The 13402-nt window shown below is 61.6% G+C and carries 15 protein-coding genes; 8 read left to right on the top strand and 7 right to left on the bottom strand.

Going from position 1 to position 13402, the window contains the following annotated elements; genetic code table 11:
* Window positions 1-204: 204 nt before the first annotated feature.
* Window positions 205-1023 carry an AraC family transcriptional regulator gene (locus EOE18_RS06500; RefSeq protein ID WP_220445975.1) on the bottom strand — a complete coding sequence of 273 codons (819 nt, stop codon included), beginning with the start codon at window positions 1021-1023 and terminating at the stop codon, window positions 205-207.
* 404 nt (window positions 1024-1427) lie between these two features.
* Here EOE18_RS06500 and EOE18_RS06495 point away from each other — a divergent pair, with 404 nt between their 5' ends.
* From EOE18_RS06495 to EOE18_RS06485, 3 genes are read left to right on the top strand one after another with little or no spacing between them, the layout of a single operon-like run.
* On the top strand, window positions 1428-2117 hold the full coding sequence (locus EOE18_RS06495) for an N-acyl homoserine lactonase family protein (protein ID WP_246027290.1): 690 nt from the start codon (window positions 1428-1430) through the stop codon (window positions 2115-2117).
* A gap of 13 nt (window positions 2118-2130) precedes the next feature.
* A complete protein-coding gene (locus tag EOE18_RS06490) occupies window positions 2131-2595 on the top strand; it encodes a lipocalin-like domain-containing protein (protein ID WP_220445974.1) in 465 nt (154 codons plus the stop codon).
* A gap of 12 nt (window positions 2596-2607) precedes the next feature.
* The gene (locus tag EOE18_RS06485; RefSeq protein ID WP_127707373.1) at window positions 2608-3603 is read left to right on the top strand and encodes an aldo/keto reductase; all 996 of its coding nucleotides are present in this window, start codon (window positions 2608-2610) and stop codon (window positions 3601-3603) included.
* 260 nt (window positions 3604-3863) lie between these two features.
* Here the strand turns inward: EOE18_RS06485 and EOE18_RS06480 are convergent, their stop codons facing one another.
* From EOE18_RS06480 to EOE18_RS06470, 3 genes are read right to left on the bottom strand one after another with little or no spacing between them, the layout of a single operon-like run.
* Window positions 3864-4616 (bottom strand): SDR family oxidoreductase, encoded by a 753-nt coding sequence (locus EOE18_RS06480; protein ID WP_127707371.1) that lies wholly within the window; start codon window positions 4614-4616, stop codon window positions 3864-3866.
* 24 nt (window positions 4617-4640) lie between these two features.
* Window positions 4641-4934, bottom strand: coding sequence for a DUF1330 domain-containing protein (locus EOE18_RS06475; RefSeq protein WP_127707369.1), 294 nt, complete (start codon window positions 4932-4934; stop codon window positions 4641-4643).
* Window positions 4935-4954: 20 nt separating this feature from the next.
* On the bottom strand, window positions 4955-5521 hold the full coding sequence (locus EOE18_RS06470) for an NAD(P)H-dependent oxidoreductase (RefSeq protein WP_127707367.1): 567 nt from the start codon (window positions 5519-5521) through the stop codon (window positions 4955-4957).
* A gap of 111 nt (window positions 5522-5632) precedes the next feature.
* On the opposite strand from EOE18_RS06470, the gene EOE18_RS06465 reads away from it, so the two are divergent.
* Window positions 5633-6538 carry a LysR substrate-binding domain-containing protein gene (locus EOE18_RS06465; RefSeq protein WP_127707365.1) on the top strand — a complete coding sequence of 302 codons (906 nt, stop codon included), beginning with the start codon at window positions 5633-5635 and terminating at the stop codon, window positions 6536-6538.
* A gap of 418 nt (window positions 6539-6956) precedes the next feature.
* Here the strand turns inward: EOE18_RS06465 and purN are convergent, their stop codons facing one another.
* Together purN and purM are read right to left on the bottom strand one after the other, a co-directional pair.
* Window positions 6957-7913, bottom strand: coding sequence for a phosphoribosylglycinamide formyltransferase (gene purN / locus EOE18_RS06460; RefSeq protein WP_127707363.1), 957 nt, complete (start codon window positions 7911-7913; stop codon window positions 6957-6959).
* Entirely contained in the window at window positions 7906-9015 is a 1110-nt protein-coding gene (gene purM / locus EOE18_RS06455; protein ID WP_127707361.1) for a phosphoribosylformylglycinamidine cyclo-ligase, read from the bottom strand. The genes purN and purM overlap by 8 nt, the downstream gene beginning before the upstream one ends.
* Window positions 9016-9158: 143 nt before the next feature.
* Here purM and EOE18_RS06450 point away from each other — a divergent pair, with 143 nt between their 5' ends.
* The 4 genes from EOE18_RS06450 to EOE18_RS06435 all read left to right on the top strand — a co-directional run bounded on the left by EOE18_RS06450 (window position 9159) and on the right by EOE18_RS06435 (window position 12245).
* Complete coding sequence (locus EOE18_RS06450; protein ID WP_246027289.1) at window positions 9159-10472, top strand: heavy-metal-associated domain-containing protein; 1314 nt, start codon at window positions 9159-9161, stop codon at window positions 10470-10472.
* Window positions 10473-10531: 59 nt separating this feature from the next.
* A complete protein-coding gene (locus tag EOE18_RS06445; protein ID WP_127707470.1) occupies window positions 10532-11110 on the top strand; it encodes a P-loop NTPase family protein in 579 nt (192 codons plus the stop codon).
* 80 nt (window positions 11111-11190) lie between these two features.
* Window positions 11191-11874: a serine O-acetyltransferase EpsC gene (epsC, locus tag EOE18_RS06440; RefSeq protein WP_127707359.1), complete on the top strand. Its 684-nt coding sequence runs from the start codon at window positions 11191-11193 to the stop codon at window positions 11872-11874.
* Window positions 11875-11879: 5 nt separating this feature from the next.
* The gene (locus tag EOE18_RS06435; protein ID WP_127707357.1) at window positions 11880-12245 is read left to right on the top strand and encodes a DUF2794 domain-containing protein; all 366 of its coding nucleotides are present in this window, start codon (window positions 11880-11882) and stop codon (window positions 12243-12245) included.
* Here EOE18_RS06435 and EOE18_RS06430 read toward each other — a convergent pair.
* Window positions 12242-13399 (bottom strand): hypothetical protein, encoded by a 1158-nt coding sequence (locus tag EOE18_RS06430; RefSeq protein ID WP_127707355.1) that lies wholly within the window; start codon window positions 13397-13399, stop codon window positions 12242-12244. The genes EOE18_RS06435 and EOE18_RS06430 overlap by 4 nt on opposite strands.
* Window positions 13400-13402 lie beyond the last annotated feature (3 nt).

Below are 13402 nucleotides of genomic sequence, written 5' to 3'. Positions count from 1 at the left end.
GCGGCAAGCTTGCTTCAGCCCAACCAAGCCACACCAAAGCCCTTTTACCCATAGACCAAGGCGAGCCTCACCGCGGGTCGTACTTGTAAGACTTTCGTACGCCTGTCGGCGCCCGAAACCCTTCGACGAAGCAGCTATTTGTATCAAACCGCGCGAAGGGCGGCTTCCTGCCAAAATCTGCCACTTAATGCTGTCGATCACACTTCACGCTTTCAACGCTCTCATGTCCCGCAACGGAGGCTGCCCGAATAGCCGAGCATACTCGCGGTTGAACTGGCTGACACTTTCATAGCCTACAGCATATGCCGCGCCAGTGGCATCCAGACCGCCTATCATCTTTTCGCGGGCGGCCTGCAGGCGCAGTTGCTTTTGATATTGTAGCGGACTCATGGCTGTCATTGCGCGGAAATGGTGGTGCAGGGTCGATACGCCCATACTGGCCAAATCGGCCAGCGCCTCGATCCGCAGTGGCTGGTCATAGTTGCGGCGTAACCAGCCGATGGCGCGGGCGGTGCGGTGGCTGTGGTCGCTGGCCGAGGCAATGGCGTGGAGACGTGCGGCCTGAGGGGTTTGCAACAAGCGGTAGTAGATTTCACGCTGGATCAGCGGCGCCATGAAGCCGATGTCTTGTGGGCAATCCAGCAGGCCAACCAGCCGAGCACAGGCGTCGATGAGGCTGAGTGGGGCTTGGCCCAACGCTAACGCACCTTGCACCGGTCTTACCGGCTGCGGCTCTCGCTGTGCGATCACCTCGCGCAGCATGGAACTGTCGATTGAAAGCAACATCGAGAGCAATGGTTTTTCCGCACTAGCCTCGATCACCTGACTCTGCACGGGCAAGTCGACCGACGAGATCAGAAACCGCCCGGCCATACCCTGATAATCCACCCCACCCACATTCACCGCCTTGGCCCCTTGCGCAAACAGCGTGAGGCTGGGATCATAAATCGCCCGATAGCAAGGTGTTTGGGCAATACGGCGATATAGCGACAGGCCAGTTATAGGGGTGATATTCTCGCCCACATGGGGCGTATACGCGAGTATGCCTTGGCACAAATTACCGAGGCATGGGGTTTGGTCAAGGGCGTCCGACATATTGCGACAGTGCGTGCGTCGGTCCAATCTGACAAGGCTGATTTTCGGAACTCAGAGAATCAGGCAAAAAATTGGCAGGATCAGGAAAGTCATTTGCGAGCGCATCGGCTAAACCGCCCCTTGCGTTGGGTCCGTGCATCATGGACTGTACTAGGGAGACTGCCGTGGCCTCTGCTCATTACCCCCGCATTGCAATTGCACGGATGCGCAAGATGGCGCGATATGCCATTAGTGGGCTCATCTCTGCGGCGGCACTTTGCGCTACCATTCCCGCTTCGGCTCAGCCGGTCCCTGTCAAGTTGTGGCGGATGCAATGTGGGAAGGATCAGCCCTTGCCAAAGCCGATGTTTTCCGACGCCTTCCGCTACCCCGAAGGCTCGACCAAGGACTTCACTTTCAGCTGCTACCTCATCAAGCATGGCGATGACTACATGGTTTGGGATGCCGGTCTGCCAGGCACCGAGGCCCCCCGCATCGTCGATCAGCTAGCGCAATTGGGGCTTACACCCTTGAACATCCGCTTTTTGGGGGTGAGCCATTATCATTTCGATCACATCGGTCAGGCCGCAGACTTTGGCGTTTCCACGCTGCTGATTGGCGCGGAAGATTTCGCGGCGGTCCGGCAGGGCGCGCGCCTGCCCGACAATTCCACCACCAGCGGCCTGCGGCTTGCGCCATGGATCGTGGGGGGCGGCAAGGTGGAATTGCTCTCGCAAGACCATGACGTATTTGGCGATGGCACAGTGCGCGTCCTTCGTCTGCCCGGCCACACGCCCGGCCATCGAGCGCTGCTTGTCGCCCTGCCAAGGAGGGGCAATGTGCTGCTTTCGGGCGACCTCTATCATTTTCCTGAAAATCGGCACTTCCGCGAAGTGCCCGCTTTCAACACCGACCGCGCGCAGACGCAGGCCTCGATGCAGCGGTTCGAGGAAATAGCCACCCGGTTGAATGCACAAGTTATCATTCAGCACGAACCCGGCGACGTAGCCAAGCTTCCGGTATTTCCCAATGCAGCGGAATGATAGTATGACAAGCATGGCCATGGCACTCGCGCTGGTTTCGGGCGTGACTGCACCGGCGCAGGCGACCGAACCGTCCGCGACAAGCGCACCGGCATCCCAAGCGGCCGTGCAGGCTCGCCAGAACATTCTGGGCGCATGGCAGATCGCCAGTCTGGAACAGCCCGGCCCCGATGGGCAAATGCAGACAACCCCTTGTTGCGGGCTACTGACGCTGACCGAAGATGGCCATATGGCGGTGCAGGTCATGCTGCCGGAAAGCATGATCAACGCCTATTCTCACGGCGGCTACGAAGCCTCCTATGGCACGTTCAAAATGTCGCCGGATGGCAAGAGCATGGTGTTCCATGTCGATGGCGCGCTGGTGCGCGATCTGGTGGGGCGCGATCTGCCCCGCGCGATCCGGTTGGAAGGCAATCGCCTGATTATCACCTCTACCAATCCGGCCGAACATTGGCGCGTCGTCTGGCAGCGCCCATAAAAGGACATACACATGCAAAAGCGTATTCTGGGGCAGGGTCTTGAAGTTTCGGCCATCGGCTATGGCGCGATGGGTATGTCTTCGGTGCATTATGGCCCTGCGGGCGAGCGTTCCGACAACATCGCCCTACTGCGCAAGGCGGTCGATCTGGGGGTGACCTTTTTCGACACCGCCGAAGTCTATGGCCCCTACACCAACGAGGAATTGCTGGGCGAGGCCTTGGCCCCGGTGCGCGACCAAGTGGTGATCGCCACAAAATTCGGCTTTGATATCGGCTATGCGGGGCATACCGGCCATGGCGGACTGGATAGCCGTCCCGAGCAGATCCGCCGCGTGTGCGAGGCGTCCCTGAAGCGCCTGCGGAGCGAAGTGATCGACTTGTTCTATCAGCACCGCGTGGACCCTGCCGTGCCAATCGAGGATGTGGCTGGCACAGTGGGCGACCTGATTACCGAGGGCAAGGTGCGCCATTTCGGTCTGTCCGAGGCGGGAGCCGCCACGATCCGTCGCGCCCATGCAGTCACCCCCGTGACGGCGCTGCAAAGCGAATATTCGCTCTGGTATCGCCAGCCCGAGGTGCAAATCCTGCCCGTGCTTGACGAATTGGGCATTGGCTTTGTGCCCTTCAGCCCGCTTGGCAAGGGGTTTCTCACCGGAAAGATCGACCCTGCCACGGAATTCCCCGGTGTGGATATCCGCAATTCCATCCCCCGCTTCGCCCCAGAGGCGCGCGCTGCCAACCAAGCCTTAGTGGATTTGCTTGGCAGCATTGCCACACGCCATCACGCCAGCCCTGCGCAAGTCGCACTGGCATGGCTTCTGGCGCAGCGCCCGTCGATCGTGCCCATCCCGGGCACCCGAAAGCCCGAGCGCCTTGTCGAAAACATCGGCGGTGCGAGTCTAATCCTGGCTGACGGCGACCTTGCGGATATCGAACAGGCGGCTGCGGCCATCGACATTCAAGGCGCCCGCTACCCAGCTAATATCGAGGCGATGAGTGAACATTGAGCGGGCCAAAAATTCATTTTTACTAGCTAGTTAGGATCAAACGGCCTTAACCCTCAGCTGGAACTGAACTTGCATCATGCCTATGGTGGGCTTTCCACACGTCATACCAACTTGTTTAGACCGTGTGGTTGGGTACGTCCATTTGCTTTATTGGAAGTGACGGGTCATCGGATGCGCGCACCATTGCGTTTGTCGCAACTCATGCCCAAGGCGCAATCTCTGGGCGCCTTGTGGGGCCCCGGAGATTGCACTGTAGTACCTCACCAGGGCTGGTTGGCCGGGCCAATGGTGAATTCGTTGACGGTGGTGTCGGCGGGCAGGTTCAGCGCATAGGCCACCACATCGGCCACGCGTTCGGGTGCGATGCCATATTGATTGTAGAGTGCACGCATCCCTTCCGACACACCGGCATGACTGATCGTGTCTAGCAATTCGGTGTTGATCGCGGCCGGATAGATGGTGGCGGTGCGGATGTTCGTGCCTTCATTAGCCGATTCCATGCGCAGCACTTCCATGAAGGCGCGCACAAACCACTTGGTGCCGCAATAAACGCCGGTGGTGGGATAGGCCTTGAGCCCGGCGACCGAGGAGGTGGCGATGACATGGCCCGATTTTTGCGCGACAAAAGTGGGCATCACGGCGGCCACGCCATTGAGCACACCGCTGATGTTGACATCGACCATCTGGCGCCATTCATCGGTTTTGAGCGCAGAAATGGGCGAATTGGGCATTAGTCCCGCGTTGAGAAAAATGGCGTCAATGCGGCCAAATTCGGCCTTTGCCCGCTCGACAATGGCGGCGTTGGAGTCCGGGCTGGTCACATCCAGCGCCTGCGCGATAGCCTGGCCGCCGTCCTTGCGGATCGCCTCGACGATGGTGTTCAGCCGGTCCTCGCGCCTTGCGCCCAGCACCAGCCTCGCCCCGCGCGCGGCCAACAGGCGGGCGGTGGCCTCGCCAATGCCCGAGGAAGCGCCGGTGATGATGACAGTCTTGCCGGAAATGTTGTTATCCATGGGGTTCGTCCTTACCAAACGGGCTTACAGGCCTTCGACCAGATAGGTGCGGCTGATGGTGGCGTTGGTCCGGTACCCAATGATCGCCTGATAGGCGGGCGAGTTGTACCAGCCGAGCGCCGCCTCTTTGCTGTCAAAGCGCATGATGACGATCTTGCCCTCGGGGCCCTGGCCTTCCAGCTGGGTCACGGCATCGCCATTGACCAGCATCTGCGGCGCGAAGGGCACAATGGTGGCGCCCACGGCATCAAGATAGGGCTGCAAGGCCGCCGCGTCGCAGATCTCGACCTCCGCGATAAAATAGGTGGGATTGCTCATGGGTTATCCTCCTGAATGGGTCAGATCAGTGGTTGAAGGGTGGCAATCAGGCGCGCGGCATGGTTGTGGGCGCGTGCCTCCACCTCGGCGCGCTGGGCATCACTGGTGACGCCCGGAATAAACATCATCCCGTGCGAATGGACTGGATCTGCCAGCTTCAACCCGCACAGCGCCGCAGTCTGGCGCAGCGGCGGCAGGAATTCCTCGACCGTATGGTTCATCGGTTGCCCATGGGCATAAGCGGCCTCGGGCGCGCCGGTGGTGAAGGAGAGAACCAGCGTCTTGCCGTGCAGCTTGTCGCCGCCCACGCCATGGGCAAAGCCGAAGACTAGCACGTCATCGACCCATTTCTTGAACAGGGCGGGCAGCGCGTACCAATAGAACGGGAATTGCCACACGATGACATCGGCGGCGACCAATGCGGTCTGTTCGGCGGCCACATCGATGCGGTAATCGGGATAAAGCCGGTCGAGACGGCGGATTTCGGGGGCGATGCCACGCTCATCGGCCAGATCGGAAAGGATGATGCGGTTGGCCAGCGATGCATCAAGATCAGGGTGGCCAGACAGGATGAGGACTTTGCTCAAGCGAGCCTCCAGCGGTTGGGCGTTACGATCACCGCCAGATAGCGCAAATGACTTTTGTCATTTAGATAGGATCAGACATAATCAGAATTTCCAAATGAGAAAGAATGACCCGTGGAAGGCGCGATTTTCCATCATTTGACCATATTTCACGCCATCGCCGCCGAAGGCAGCATCACGGGCGCCGCACGGCGGCTGGAACTGGGCGTTCCAGCCATCAGCAAATCGCTCAAGGCGCTGGAGGCGCGCGCCGGCCTCCCCCTGTTCCACCGCACAACGCGCAAGCTGGAAATTACCGAGGCGGGCCAGATGTTGCGCGAGCGCACGCAGGATGCCGTGCGCCAGCTCGACTATGCCTTTGAAAGCGTGCAGGACTTGGGGCAGTTGCCCAGTGGCACCGTACGCATCACCATGGCACGCTTCGCCTATCAATGGGTTTTGCGCCCGGTTCTGGCCGCATTTTATGAGGCCTATCCGCATATCCAGCTGGAAATCTCGATTTCAGATGGCACCATCGACATGATTGCCGAAGGTTTTGACCTGGGAATCCGTTTTGGGGATCGGCTTGAGGAAGGCATGATTGCCCGTCGGCTGATGCCCGCTATGCGCGAAGGTCTCTATGTCTCGCCCGCCTATGCCCTGCGTCATGGCATACCCGCCACGCCGCAGGACCTCAGAAACCACCGATTGATCGGCTACCGTTTCATCACCGCTAACCGCATGTTGCCGTTGATTGTCGATCAGGATGGGGATGAACTTGCCATCGACATGCCTTCGCCTATCGTCACCAATGATATCGAGGTGACCGCCGATGCCATACGGCAGGGCCTCGGCATCGGGCGCCTGTTCGAACCGATCCATGCAGCCTTGCCTGATCGTGATACCTTCCTGCCTGTGCTCGAACCCCACTGGCGAACCTATCCACCGCTCTACCTCTATTTCCCGAAAAACAGCCAGCGGGCAAAACGCATCCGCGCTGTGATCGATTTTCTGATCGAACAGCAGATGGGCAGTTTCTGAGTTTTCTTGCAAATCACCTTCGTCCACGACACGTCCGATTTTGCCCGCAGTTTTGCCCTAGGACAGCATGTATTTCTGAACGGCGCCTCGAATATCACGCAAAAAAAGACCAGCTGGCAACGTCTCGGACTTTGGGGGTAGCCCTAGCGCACGGAGTATCACTCCTGGGTTGCTGGCTGACGCTGTGACGGATCGCGATGGCGTATGCCGGGGCCTTTAGCGACATGCATGGGACGCGCAGAGACAGTGTCCGCGGCGCGAAATGACCGGTGTTGGCGGAAGCCGTCATTCCAAGCACCTAACCGGAACGTCGTGATCTGGTCGGAAATCCCCCCATTATCGGGTTTGCAAAGGGCCCCCGCCCTTTGCCCGCCGGAGGCATAAAAACCCCCGCCGGAGGCAATTCTAAATCCTTAAACTAAAACCCCTCCGCCACATCCATCAGCTTGGTCAGGCGCTTGGGCGCGACGGAACGCCAGCTACGGGCCAGCCATTCGCTTACTTGGTCCCAATCGACATCATCGCGGTTGAGGATGAGGCCGGCCCAGCCGCTGGCGCCGTAATAGGCGGGGCGGAACCAGATGTGGGGGGCGGCTTCGATCAGGTCGGAGAGTTCGTCTTGGCCGCTGGTTTTGACGAGTAGGGCGATATGGGGCTCGCCATGGTGCTGGTCGTTGAAATAGGCGAAGAATTTGCCGCCCTTGATGCTCCATGCGGGGGCGCCGTGGCTTTCGCGATATTCCGCTTCGGGCAGGGCGATGGCTAGGGCCTTGACCTGTTCCAGCAGCCAGTCGGCGCGATAGGGGCGGGTGACCAGTTCGGACAGGCAGCGGGCGTAGAGTTGGTGCTCGGCGAAGAGGACGCGGCCCGCGAGGCTGTCGGCCGTGTCGCCAGCGATGATGGCCACGGGGGTCTGGCCAAGGATTGGCCCGTCGTCCAGTTCGGCGGTGACGAGATGCACGGTTACGCCGCCATGGCTGTCGCCCGCTGCAATGGCGCGTTCATGCGTGTGCAGGCCTTTGTATTTGGGCAGAAGGCTGGGGTGGATATTGAGCATCCGCCCCTCCCATCCGGCCACAAATTCCGGCGTCAGAATGCGCATATAGCCAGCCAGCGCCACATATTCGGCGCCGCTGGCGCGGATGGCGGCATCCATGGCCATGTCGTGATCGGCCCGCGCCATGCCCTTGTGGGGCAGGGCAAAGGTGGGCACGCCCTCGGCAGCGGCCAGTTTCAGGCCGCCCGCGTCGGGGTTGTTCGAGCCCACCAGCACGATTTCGAACGGGCAATCATCCGCGCGGCTGGCATAGAGCAGCGCGGCCATATTGGTGCCGCCGCCAGAGATGAGGACGGCGACTTTTGCGCGATTACGCATTATGCGTGGCGGTCCAGTCGGCGCGGGCGCTCCAGCTTTCCGCGCTGCCCGAAACGGTGCAGCCGCGTGCGCCTTCGCGGATATCGCCCAGACGATGGACGGTTTCGCCAGCGGCGGCCAGATCGGCGGCCAGCGCCTCGGCTTCATCAGGCTTGACCGCCAGCACCATGCCGATGCCGCAGTTGAAGGTGCGGGCCATTTCTTCCGGCTCGATATTGCCCTGCGCCTGCAGGAAAGCCATCAGGCGGCTCTGCTCCCACGCGTCGGCGCTGATATGGGCATGCAGGCCTTCGGGCAGCACGCGGGGCACGTTTTCCAGCAGGCCGCCGCCGGTGATATGAGCCAGCGCGTTGATACGGCCAGAGCGAATGAAGGGCAGCAGCGCCTTCACATAGATGCGAGTCGGTTCGATCAGATAATCGATCAGCAAGCGGTCGGCATCGAACAGGGCGGGGCGGTCCAGCTTCCAGCCCTTGTCGGCGGCCAGACGGCGCACCAGCGAATAGCCGTTGGAATGCACGCCCGACGAGGCCAGACCCAGCAGCACATCGCCAGCGGCTACGCGGTCGCCGGTCAATTGCTCGCCGCGTTCCACCGCGCCGACGCAGAAACCGGCAAGGTCATAGTCACCGGCCGCATACATGCCGGGCATTTCGGCCGTCTCGCCGCCGATCAGCGCGCAGCCTGCCATGCGGCAGCCTTCGGCAATGCCGGCCACCACGCGGGTTGCCACGCCGTTTTCCAGCTTGCCGGTAGCAAAATAGTCGAGGAAGAACAAAGGTTCTGCGCCCTGCACGATCAGATCGTTGACGCACATGGCGACAAGGTCGATGCCGATCTTGTCATGGCGATCATGGTCGATGGCCAGTTTCACCTTGGTGCCCACGCCATCATTGCCCGCCACCAGAATGGGGTCCTGATAGCCCGCCGCGCGCAGATCGAAGAAGCCGCCAAAGCCGCCCAGATCGGCGTCGGCACCCGGGCGGCGCGTGCTCTTGGCCAGCGGGCCGATGGCTTTGACCAGCGCATTGCCCGCCGCAATCGACACACCTGCGTCTTCATAGGTGTAGCTGGCGGGGCCGGATTTGTTGGTGTCGGTCATCGGCTTGCTCTCTTTTTAACGGGTCGCTTCGGGCGGGGCCGCTGCATTTAGCCACAGCTTCGCCCACAGGTTTGACCGCGCGCCTAGCGCTTTCTTGGCTGGATTTCCATGGGGGATTGGGCAATAGGCTCAAGATTGAGACTATGACCAGCCAAAGCGCCCCTTTCGCCCCGCGTTTCAAACGCCTGATGGCTCGCTCCAGCATGGGGGCACGCATCGCCATGGGCGCGGCTTTTTGCGGCATTGCGGGCGTGGCCTTTGTTGGCCCGCAGGCCTTGATCGCGCAGGTGGAGGGTGAGCGGGGAATCGCCCCTGTCGTGGCCACCAATGATATCGAGATTGGCGGTATCGAGGTGGAAGGTACCGGCCGCACCGGCGAAGAAGCCAAGATGAATGCCTGGCGCGAAGCCTATAAAAAGGCGTGGGAAGCGGCCCATGGGCCTGCTTTGGATGCTGGCACCATCGAATCTCTGGTGGCCGGTGTGGTGGTCGAATCCGAAGAGATCGGCCCGCATCGCTATCGCGGCAAATTGGTGGTAGCCTTTGATCGCGGTCGCGCGGCGCAATATGGCGCGGGCAGCGGCGGGGTAAAGCTGCGCTCGGCGCCGATGCTGGTCATTCCGGTGCTGTATTCGGGCGGCGTGGGGCAGGTGTTCGAAATTCGCGGGCCTTGGCAAAAGGTCTGGGCCGAATATCGCACCGGTGCCAGCGCGATTGATTATGTGCGCGCCAGCGGGGCAGGCGGCGAATCGCTGCTGATCACCGCAGGGCAGCCCGGTCGCCGCAGCCGCGTGTGGTGGCGCGGCATTCTGGACCAGTTCAGCGCCAGCGATGTGTTGATCCCGGTGGCAAGGCTGGAGCGGCAATGGCCCGGTGGCCCCGTGCAGGGCACGTTCACCGCGCGTTATGGCCCCGACAATCGCGTGATCGGCAGCTTTACCTTGCAGGCCAAGGATGAGGACGGTTTGCCCGCGATGTTGGCGCAGGCCTTGGCGCGGATGGACCAGCTTTATACCGATGCTCTGGCCAAGGGCCTGTTGCATCCCGATCCCACCCTGTCGGTCGATCACCCCAGCATCGATCCGGGCCTTGCCTCGGTGATCGAGCGTGGTCGCGCGGCAGAGGCGGCAGCGCTGGCGGCCGAATCGGCGGCGGTGTCGGCGGCGGAGGTGGCCCCCGTGGCCGAGGCTCCGCGAATCGAGGCCAAGCCTTTGGTGCCCACACAGTCTATCACCATTCAATTTGCCTCGCCCGATGCGCGGGCGGTGGATCTGGCGCTGGCCGCGGTGCGCGGCACGGCAGGGGTGGGGGAAGCCGCCACCACCTCTATCGCCATTGGCGGCACGTCGGTGATGCGCGCCCAATTTGGCGGCGCGCCCGATGTGCTGGCTGCGGCCCTGCGCGCCAAGGGCTGGCAGGTGAGCGTTGCGGGCGGCACGTTGCGTATTCGGAAATGATCGTGTCGAAATTTGTTGAGCCGGAACAGATTGCCCTGCCTCTAACGCCTTTGCACCCGATGGGATCGGGGCGCATCGTGGTGGGAGAGGCCAATGAACAGGCCGTGCTGGGCCTGACCCACCCCGATGATTGGCCGTTTCGCACCGCCGTTTTGCTGGGCCCGCCGCGTTCGGGAAAAAGCCTGTTGGCGCGCTGGTTTGCCGAACAGGGCGGGGGCGAGGTGGTGGATGATGCCGACCGCGCCGATGAGACCGACCTGTTCCACCATTGGAACCGCGCGCAGGAGGCGGGCACATCTTTGTTGCTGACCGCGACCTTGCGTGAAGGGGGCTGGCCGATTGCCTTGCCCGATCTGCGTTCGCGTCTGGGGGCGGCGCTGTGGCTGGAAATCGGCGTGCCCGATGATGCGATGATGATGGACCTCATCTCGGTCCATTGCGAGGCGCGCGGTCTGCCTTTGGGCGAGGATGCGTGGCGTTATCTGTCCTCCCGTTGCGAACGGTCGCATCAGGGGGCCGAAAGGCTGGTCGCGGCGATTGACCGCATCAGTCTGGAGCGCAAAGCTGCCGCTGGCCCTTCGATCTGGCGCGAGGCGCTGGACGAGATCAACGGGCCGGATGAACCGCGCCTGCTCTAGTCCGCTTGCTCTGAATGGCATACCTGCCCTATCAGGCGGCCTAGCTTGCCTTGAAGAGTGGGCCGTGGGATAGAAGCCGTATGAAAAGCCTGATCGCCTATCTGGACTCCATTGTGAAGCGCGACCCTGCGCCGCGTTCGCGTTGGGAAGTGTTGCTTTATCCCGGCCTGTGGGCTGTGGCCTTTCACCGCGTGGCGCATGGCCTGTTCCGGGCGCGATTGTTCTTTTTGGCGCGTCTGGTCAATCACATCAGCCGTTTGCTGACCAGCATCGACATCCACCCCGGCGCGACGATTGGCCGCCATCTGTTCATCGACCACGGCTTTACCGTGATTGGCGAGACGGCGGAGATTGGCGACAATGTCACCATCTACCAATGCGTCACGTTGGGCGGCACCAATCCGGCCAATGGGGTGGGGGGCAAGCGCCACCCGACCTTGAGCGATGATTCGATCATCGGTTCGGGCGCGCAGATTCTGGGCCCGATCATTGTGGGCCGCCGCGCCCGCGTAGGCGCCAATGCCGTGGTGACCGAGGATGTGCCCGAGGGCGCGACTATGGTGGGCGTGAAGGCGCGTTCCACTCTGGTGGCGGCGGAAACATGGGCCAAGGATTTCATTCCCTATGGCACGCCCTGCAAGGAGCCTTGCGCGGATGCAGAGCCGGTTTCGGTGCGGATTGCCACGATGGAGGCTGAACTGGCCGAATTACGCGCAACCGTCGCGCAATTGACCAGCGGCCAGCGGGACGGAACACAGGGTTAAGATCAATGGAGCCGGAAGGGCCATCCCGACCTGCCGAACCTGCCGTTATCCCTTTCCCGCGCCCTGTGTTGCAGGTGGCGTTTGACCGCGCCGAGTTAATGCGCATCCTTGATCTGTATGGCCGGATGGTGGCGGCGGGCCAGTGGCGTGATTATGCCATGGATTTCGGTAAGGATGCCGCCAGTTTTTCCGCCTTTAAACGCAGCGCCGAAAGGCCGCAGGCGCGGATTGAAAAGCGCCCCTCCTTGCGCGGTAAACAAGGCATGTGGGCGCTGTATGGCGAGGCGGGCCAAGTGCTGAAGCGCGGCCATGAACTGGCCAATGTGCTCAGCGTACTGGAACGCCGCCTCGTGAAAGCGGTGGAGAATTAGGGCTTGATGCCCGATGGCAAGTGCCCCGATGGCAAGTGCATGGTCAGTATGGCGGGCAGTCGCTGTATGAGGCCATTGCGGATCTTACCCCAATAGGCCGAGAGGGTGAGCAGCGCCGAACCGATGATGAGCGCGGTGAGGGCCAGGCTTTCGCTGATATGGCCATTGCCTTCGAGCAGTCTGGCCAGAGCGATCAGCACATAGGCCAAAGCCGAGACCAGCAGTGCCCGCCGGTCCACCGCCAAGGCCACCAAGCCAAAGAACACATAAAGCAAGACCACGCCCGAAGCGGCCATGGTGGAGATCGAGTCGCCACTGGTGACGCCGATCCAGTAGAACAGGGGATGCGCGATCAAGGGCGCGGCCAGCAGGTGGAGCCAGAAGGCGATATCGGCGCGAAGGGTGGTGCGGGCGGGGTCTTTCAGGTCAAACCGCATGGCCAGCGCAAAGACGAGCAGCCCGCAGGCAAGCGCTGCCGGAGCGACGAAGGTGTTGCTTTCCAGTTGGGTGCCGGTGGCCGCCGCCACGCCGGACAGGATGAGCAGTACGACCGCGGCCACCACTGCTGCAACGGTGATCGCCACGCGAAAGCGCAGCCAGTGCAGCACCGCGCCAATTCCGGCGCTGATGGCGGCGATTGCGGCGATCAGCTCGACTTGCCAAGGGTAGAGTTCTTGGGCGGTGTAACTATGTTGGCTGGGCGTGTCGGCAATACCATTCTGCCACCCTTGGACGCCTAGTGTATGGGTGACATCGTGATAGGTCATCCCTTGTTCCGCCAAGCCGCCGCCGAAAAAGCCTAGGCCGACCACAAAGGAGAGCAACAGCACGATAGAGGGCAGCGCCATACGCTTATTGCGGGTGAACACTTCGGCCATCAGCCAACTGGCCGCCGCTGTCGACAGGCCCGAAAGCCACAGCGTTTTGCCATTGCCATCGGGGATAAAGCCCATGGCCCATGCGGCAAAGATCACCAGCGCCACCGCAATCGTCACGAAAATATCGTTGAAGCCGGTAACAAGGCGGATTTGTTCATCGTCCGCCGTGCTGGCCTCGCCGCGCTGGACGGCGATATGGGCGCGCAGGGCGTCAAGTTGGGCGGGGGCCAGAATGCCCGCCTCCACCGCTTTGGCCAATTCGCTTTCGGAATACATGGG

It is taken from the genome of Novosphingobium umbonatum (genome assembly GCF_004005905.1).
Lineage (GTDB): Bacteria > Pseudomonadota > Alphaproteobacteria > Sphingomonadales > Sphingomonadaceae > Novosphingobium > Novosphingobium umbonatum.
Note: the sequence above shows the minus strand (reverse complement) of the source record. Positions and strands in the feature narration are given on the sequence as shown.

Excerpts from the sequence above, each read along its gene's own strand:
- EOE18_RS06490 (WP_220445974.1), top strand. The coding sequence starts at position 2,131 with ATGGCCATGGCACTCGCGCTGGTTTCGGGCGTGACTGCACCGGCGCAG.
- EOE18_RS06485 (WP_127707373.1), top strand. The coding sequence starts at position 2,608 with ATGCAAAAGCGTATTCTGGGGCAGGGTCTTGAAGTTTCGGCCATCGGC.
- EOE18_RS06480 (WP_127707371.1), bottom strand. The coding sequence starts at position 4,616 with ATGGATAACAACATTTCCGGCAAGACTGTCATCATCACCGGCGCTTCC.
- EOE18_RS06475 (WP_127707369.1), bottom strand. The coding sequence starts at position 4,934 with ATGAGCAATCCCACCTATTTTATCGCGGAGGTCGAGATCTGCGACGCG.
- purN (WP_127707363.1), bottom strand. The coding sequence starts at position 7,913 with ATGCGTAATCGCGCAAAAGTCGCCGTCCTCATCTCTGGCGGCGGCACC.
- purM (WP_127707361.1), bottom strand. The coding sequence starts at position 9,015 with ATGACCGACACCAACAAATCCGGCCCCGCCAGCTACACCTATGAAGAC.
- EOE18_RS06450 (WP_246027289.1), top strand. The coding sequence starts at position 9,159 with ATGACCAGCCAAAGCGCCCCTTTCGCCCCGCGTTTCAAACGCCTGATG.
- EOE18_RS06445 (WP_127707470.1), top strand. The coding sequence starts at position 10,532 with ATGGGATCGGGGCGCATCGTGGTGGGAGAGGCCAATGAACAGGCCGTG.
- epsC (WP_127707359.1), top strand. The coding sequence starts at position 11,191 with ATGAAAAGCCTGATCGCCTATCTGGACTCCATTGTGAAGCGCGACCCT.
- EOE18_RS06435 (WP_127707357.1), top strand. The coding sequence starts at position 11,880 with ATGGAGCCGGAAGGGCCATCCCGACCTGCCGAACCTGCCGTTATCCCT.
- EOE18_RS06430 (WP_127707355.1), bottom strand. The coding sequence starts at position 13,399 with ATGTATTCCGAAAGCGAATTGGCCAAAGCGGTGGAGGCGGGCATTCTG.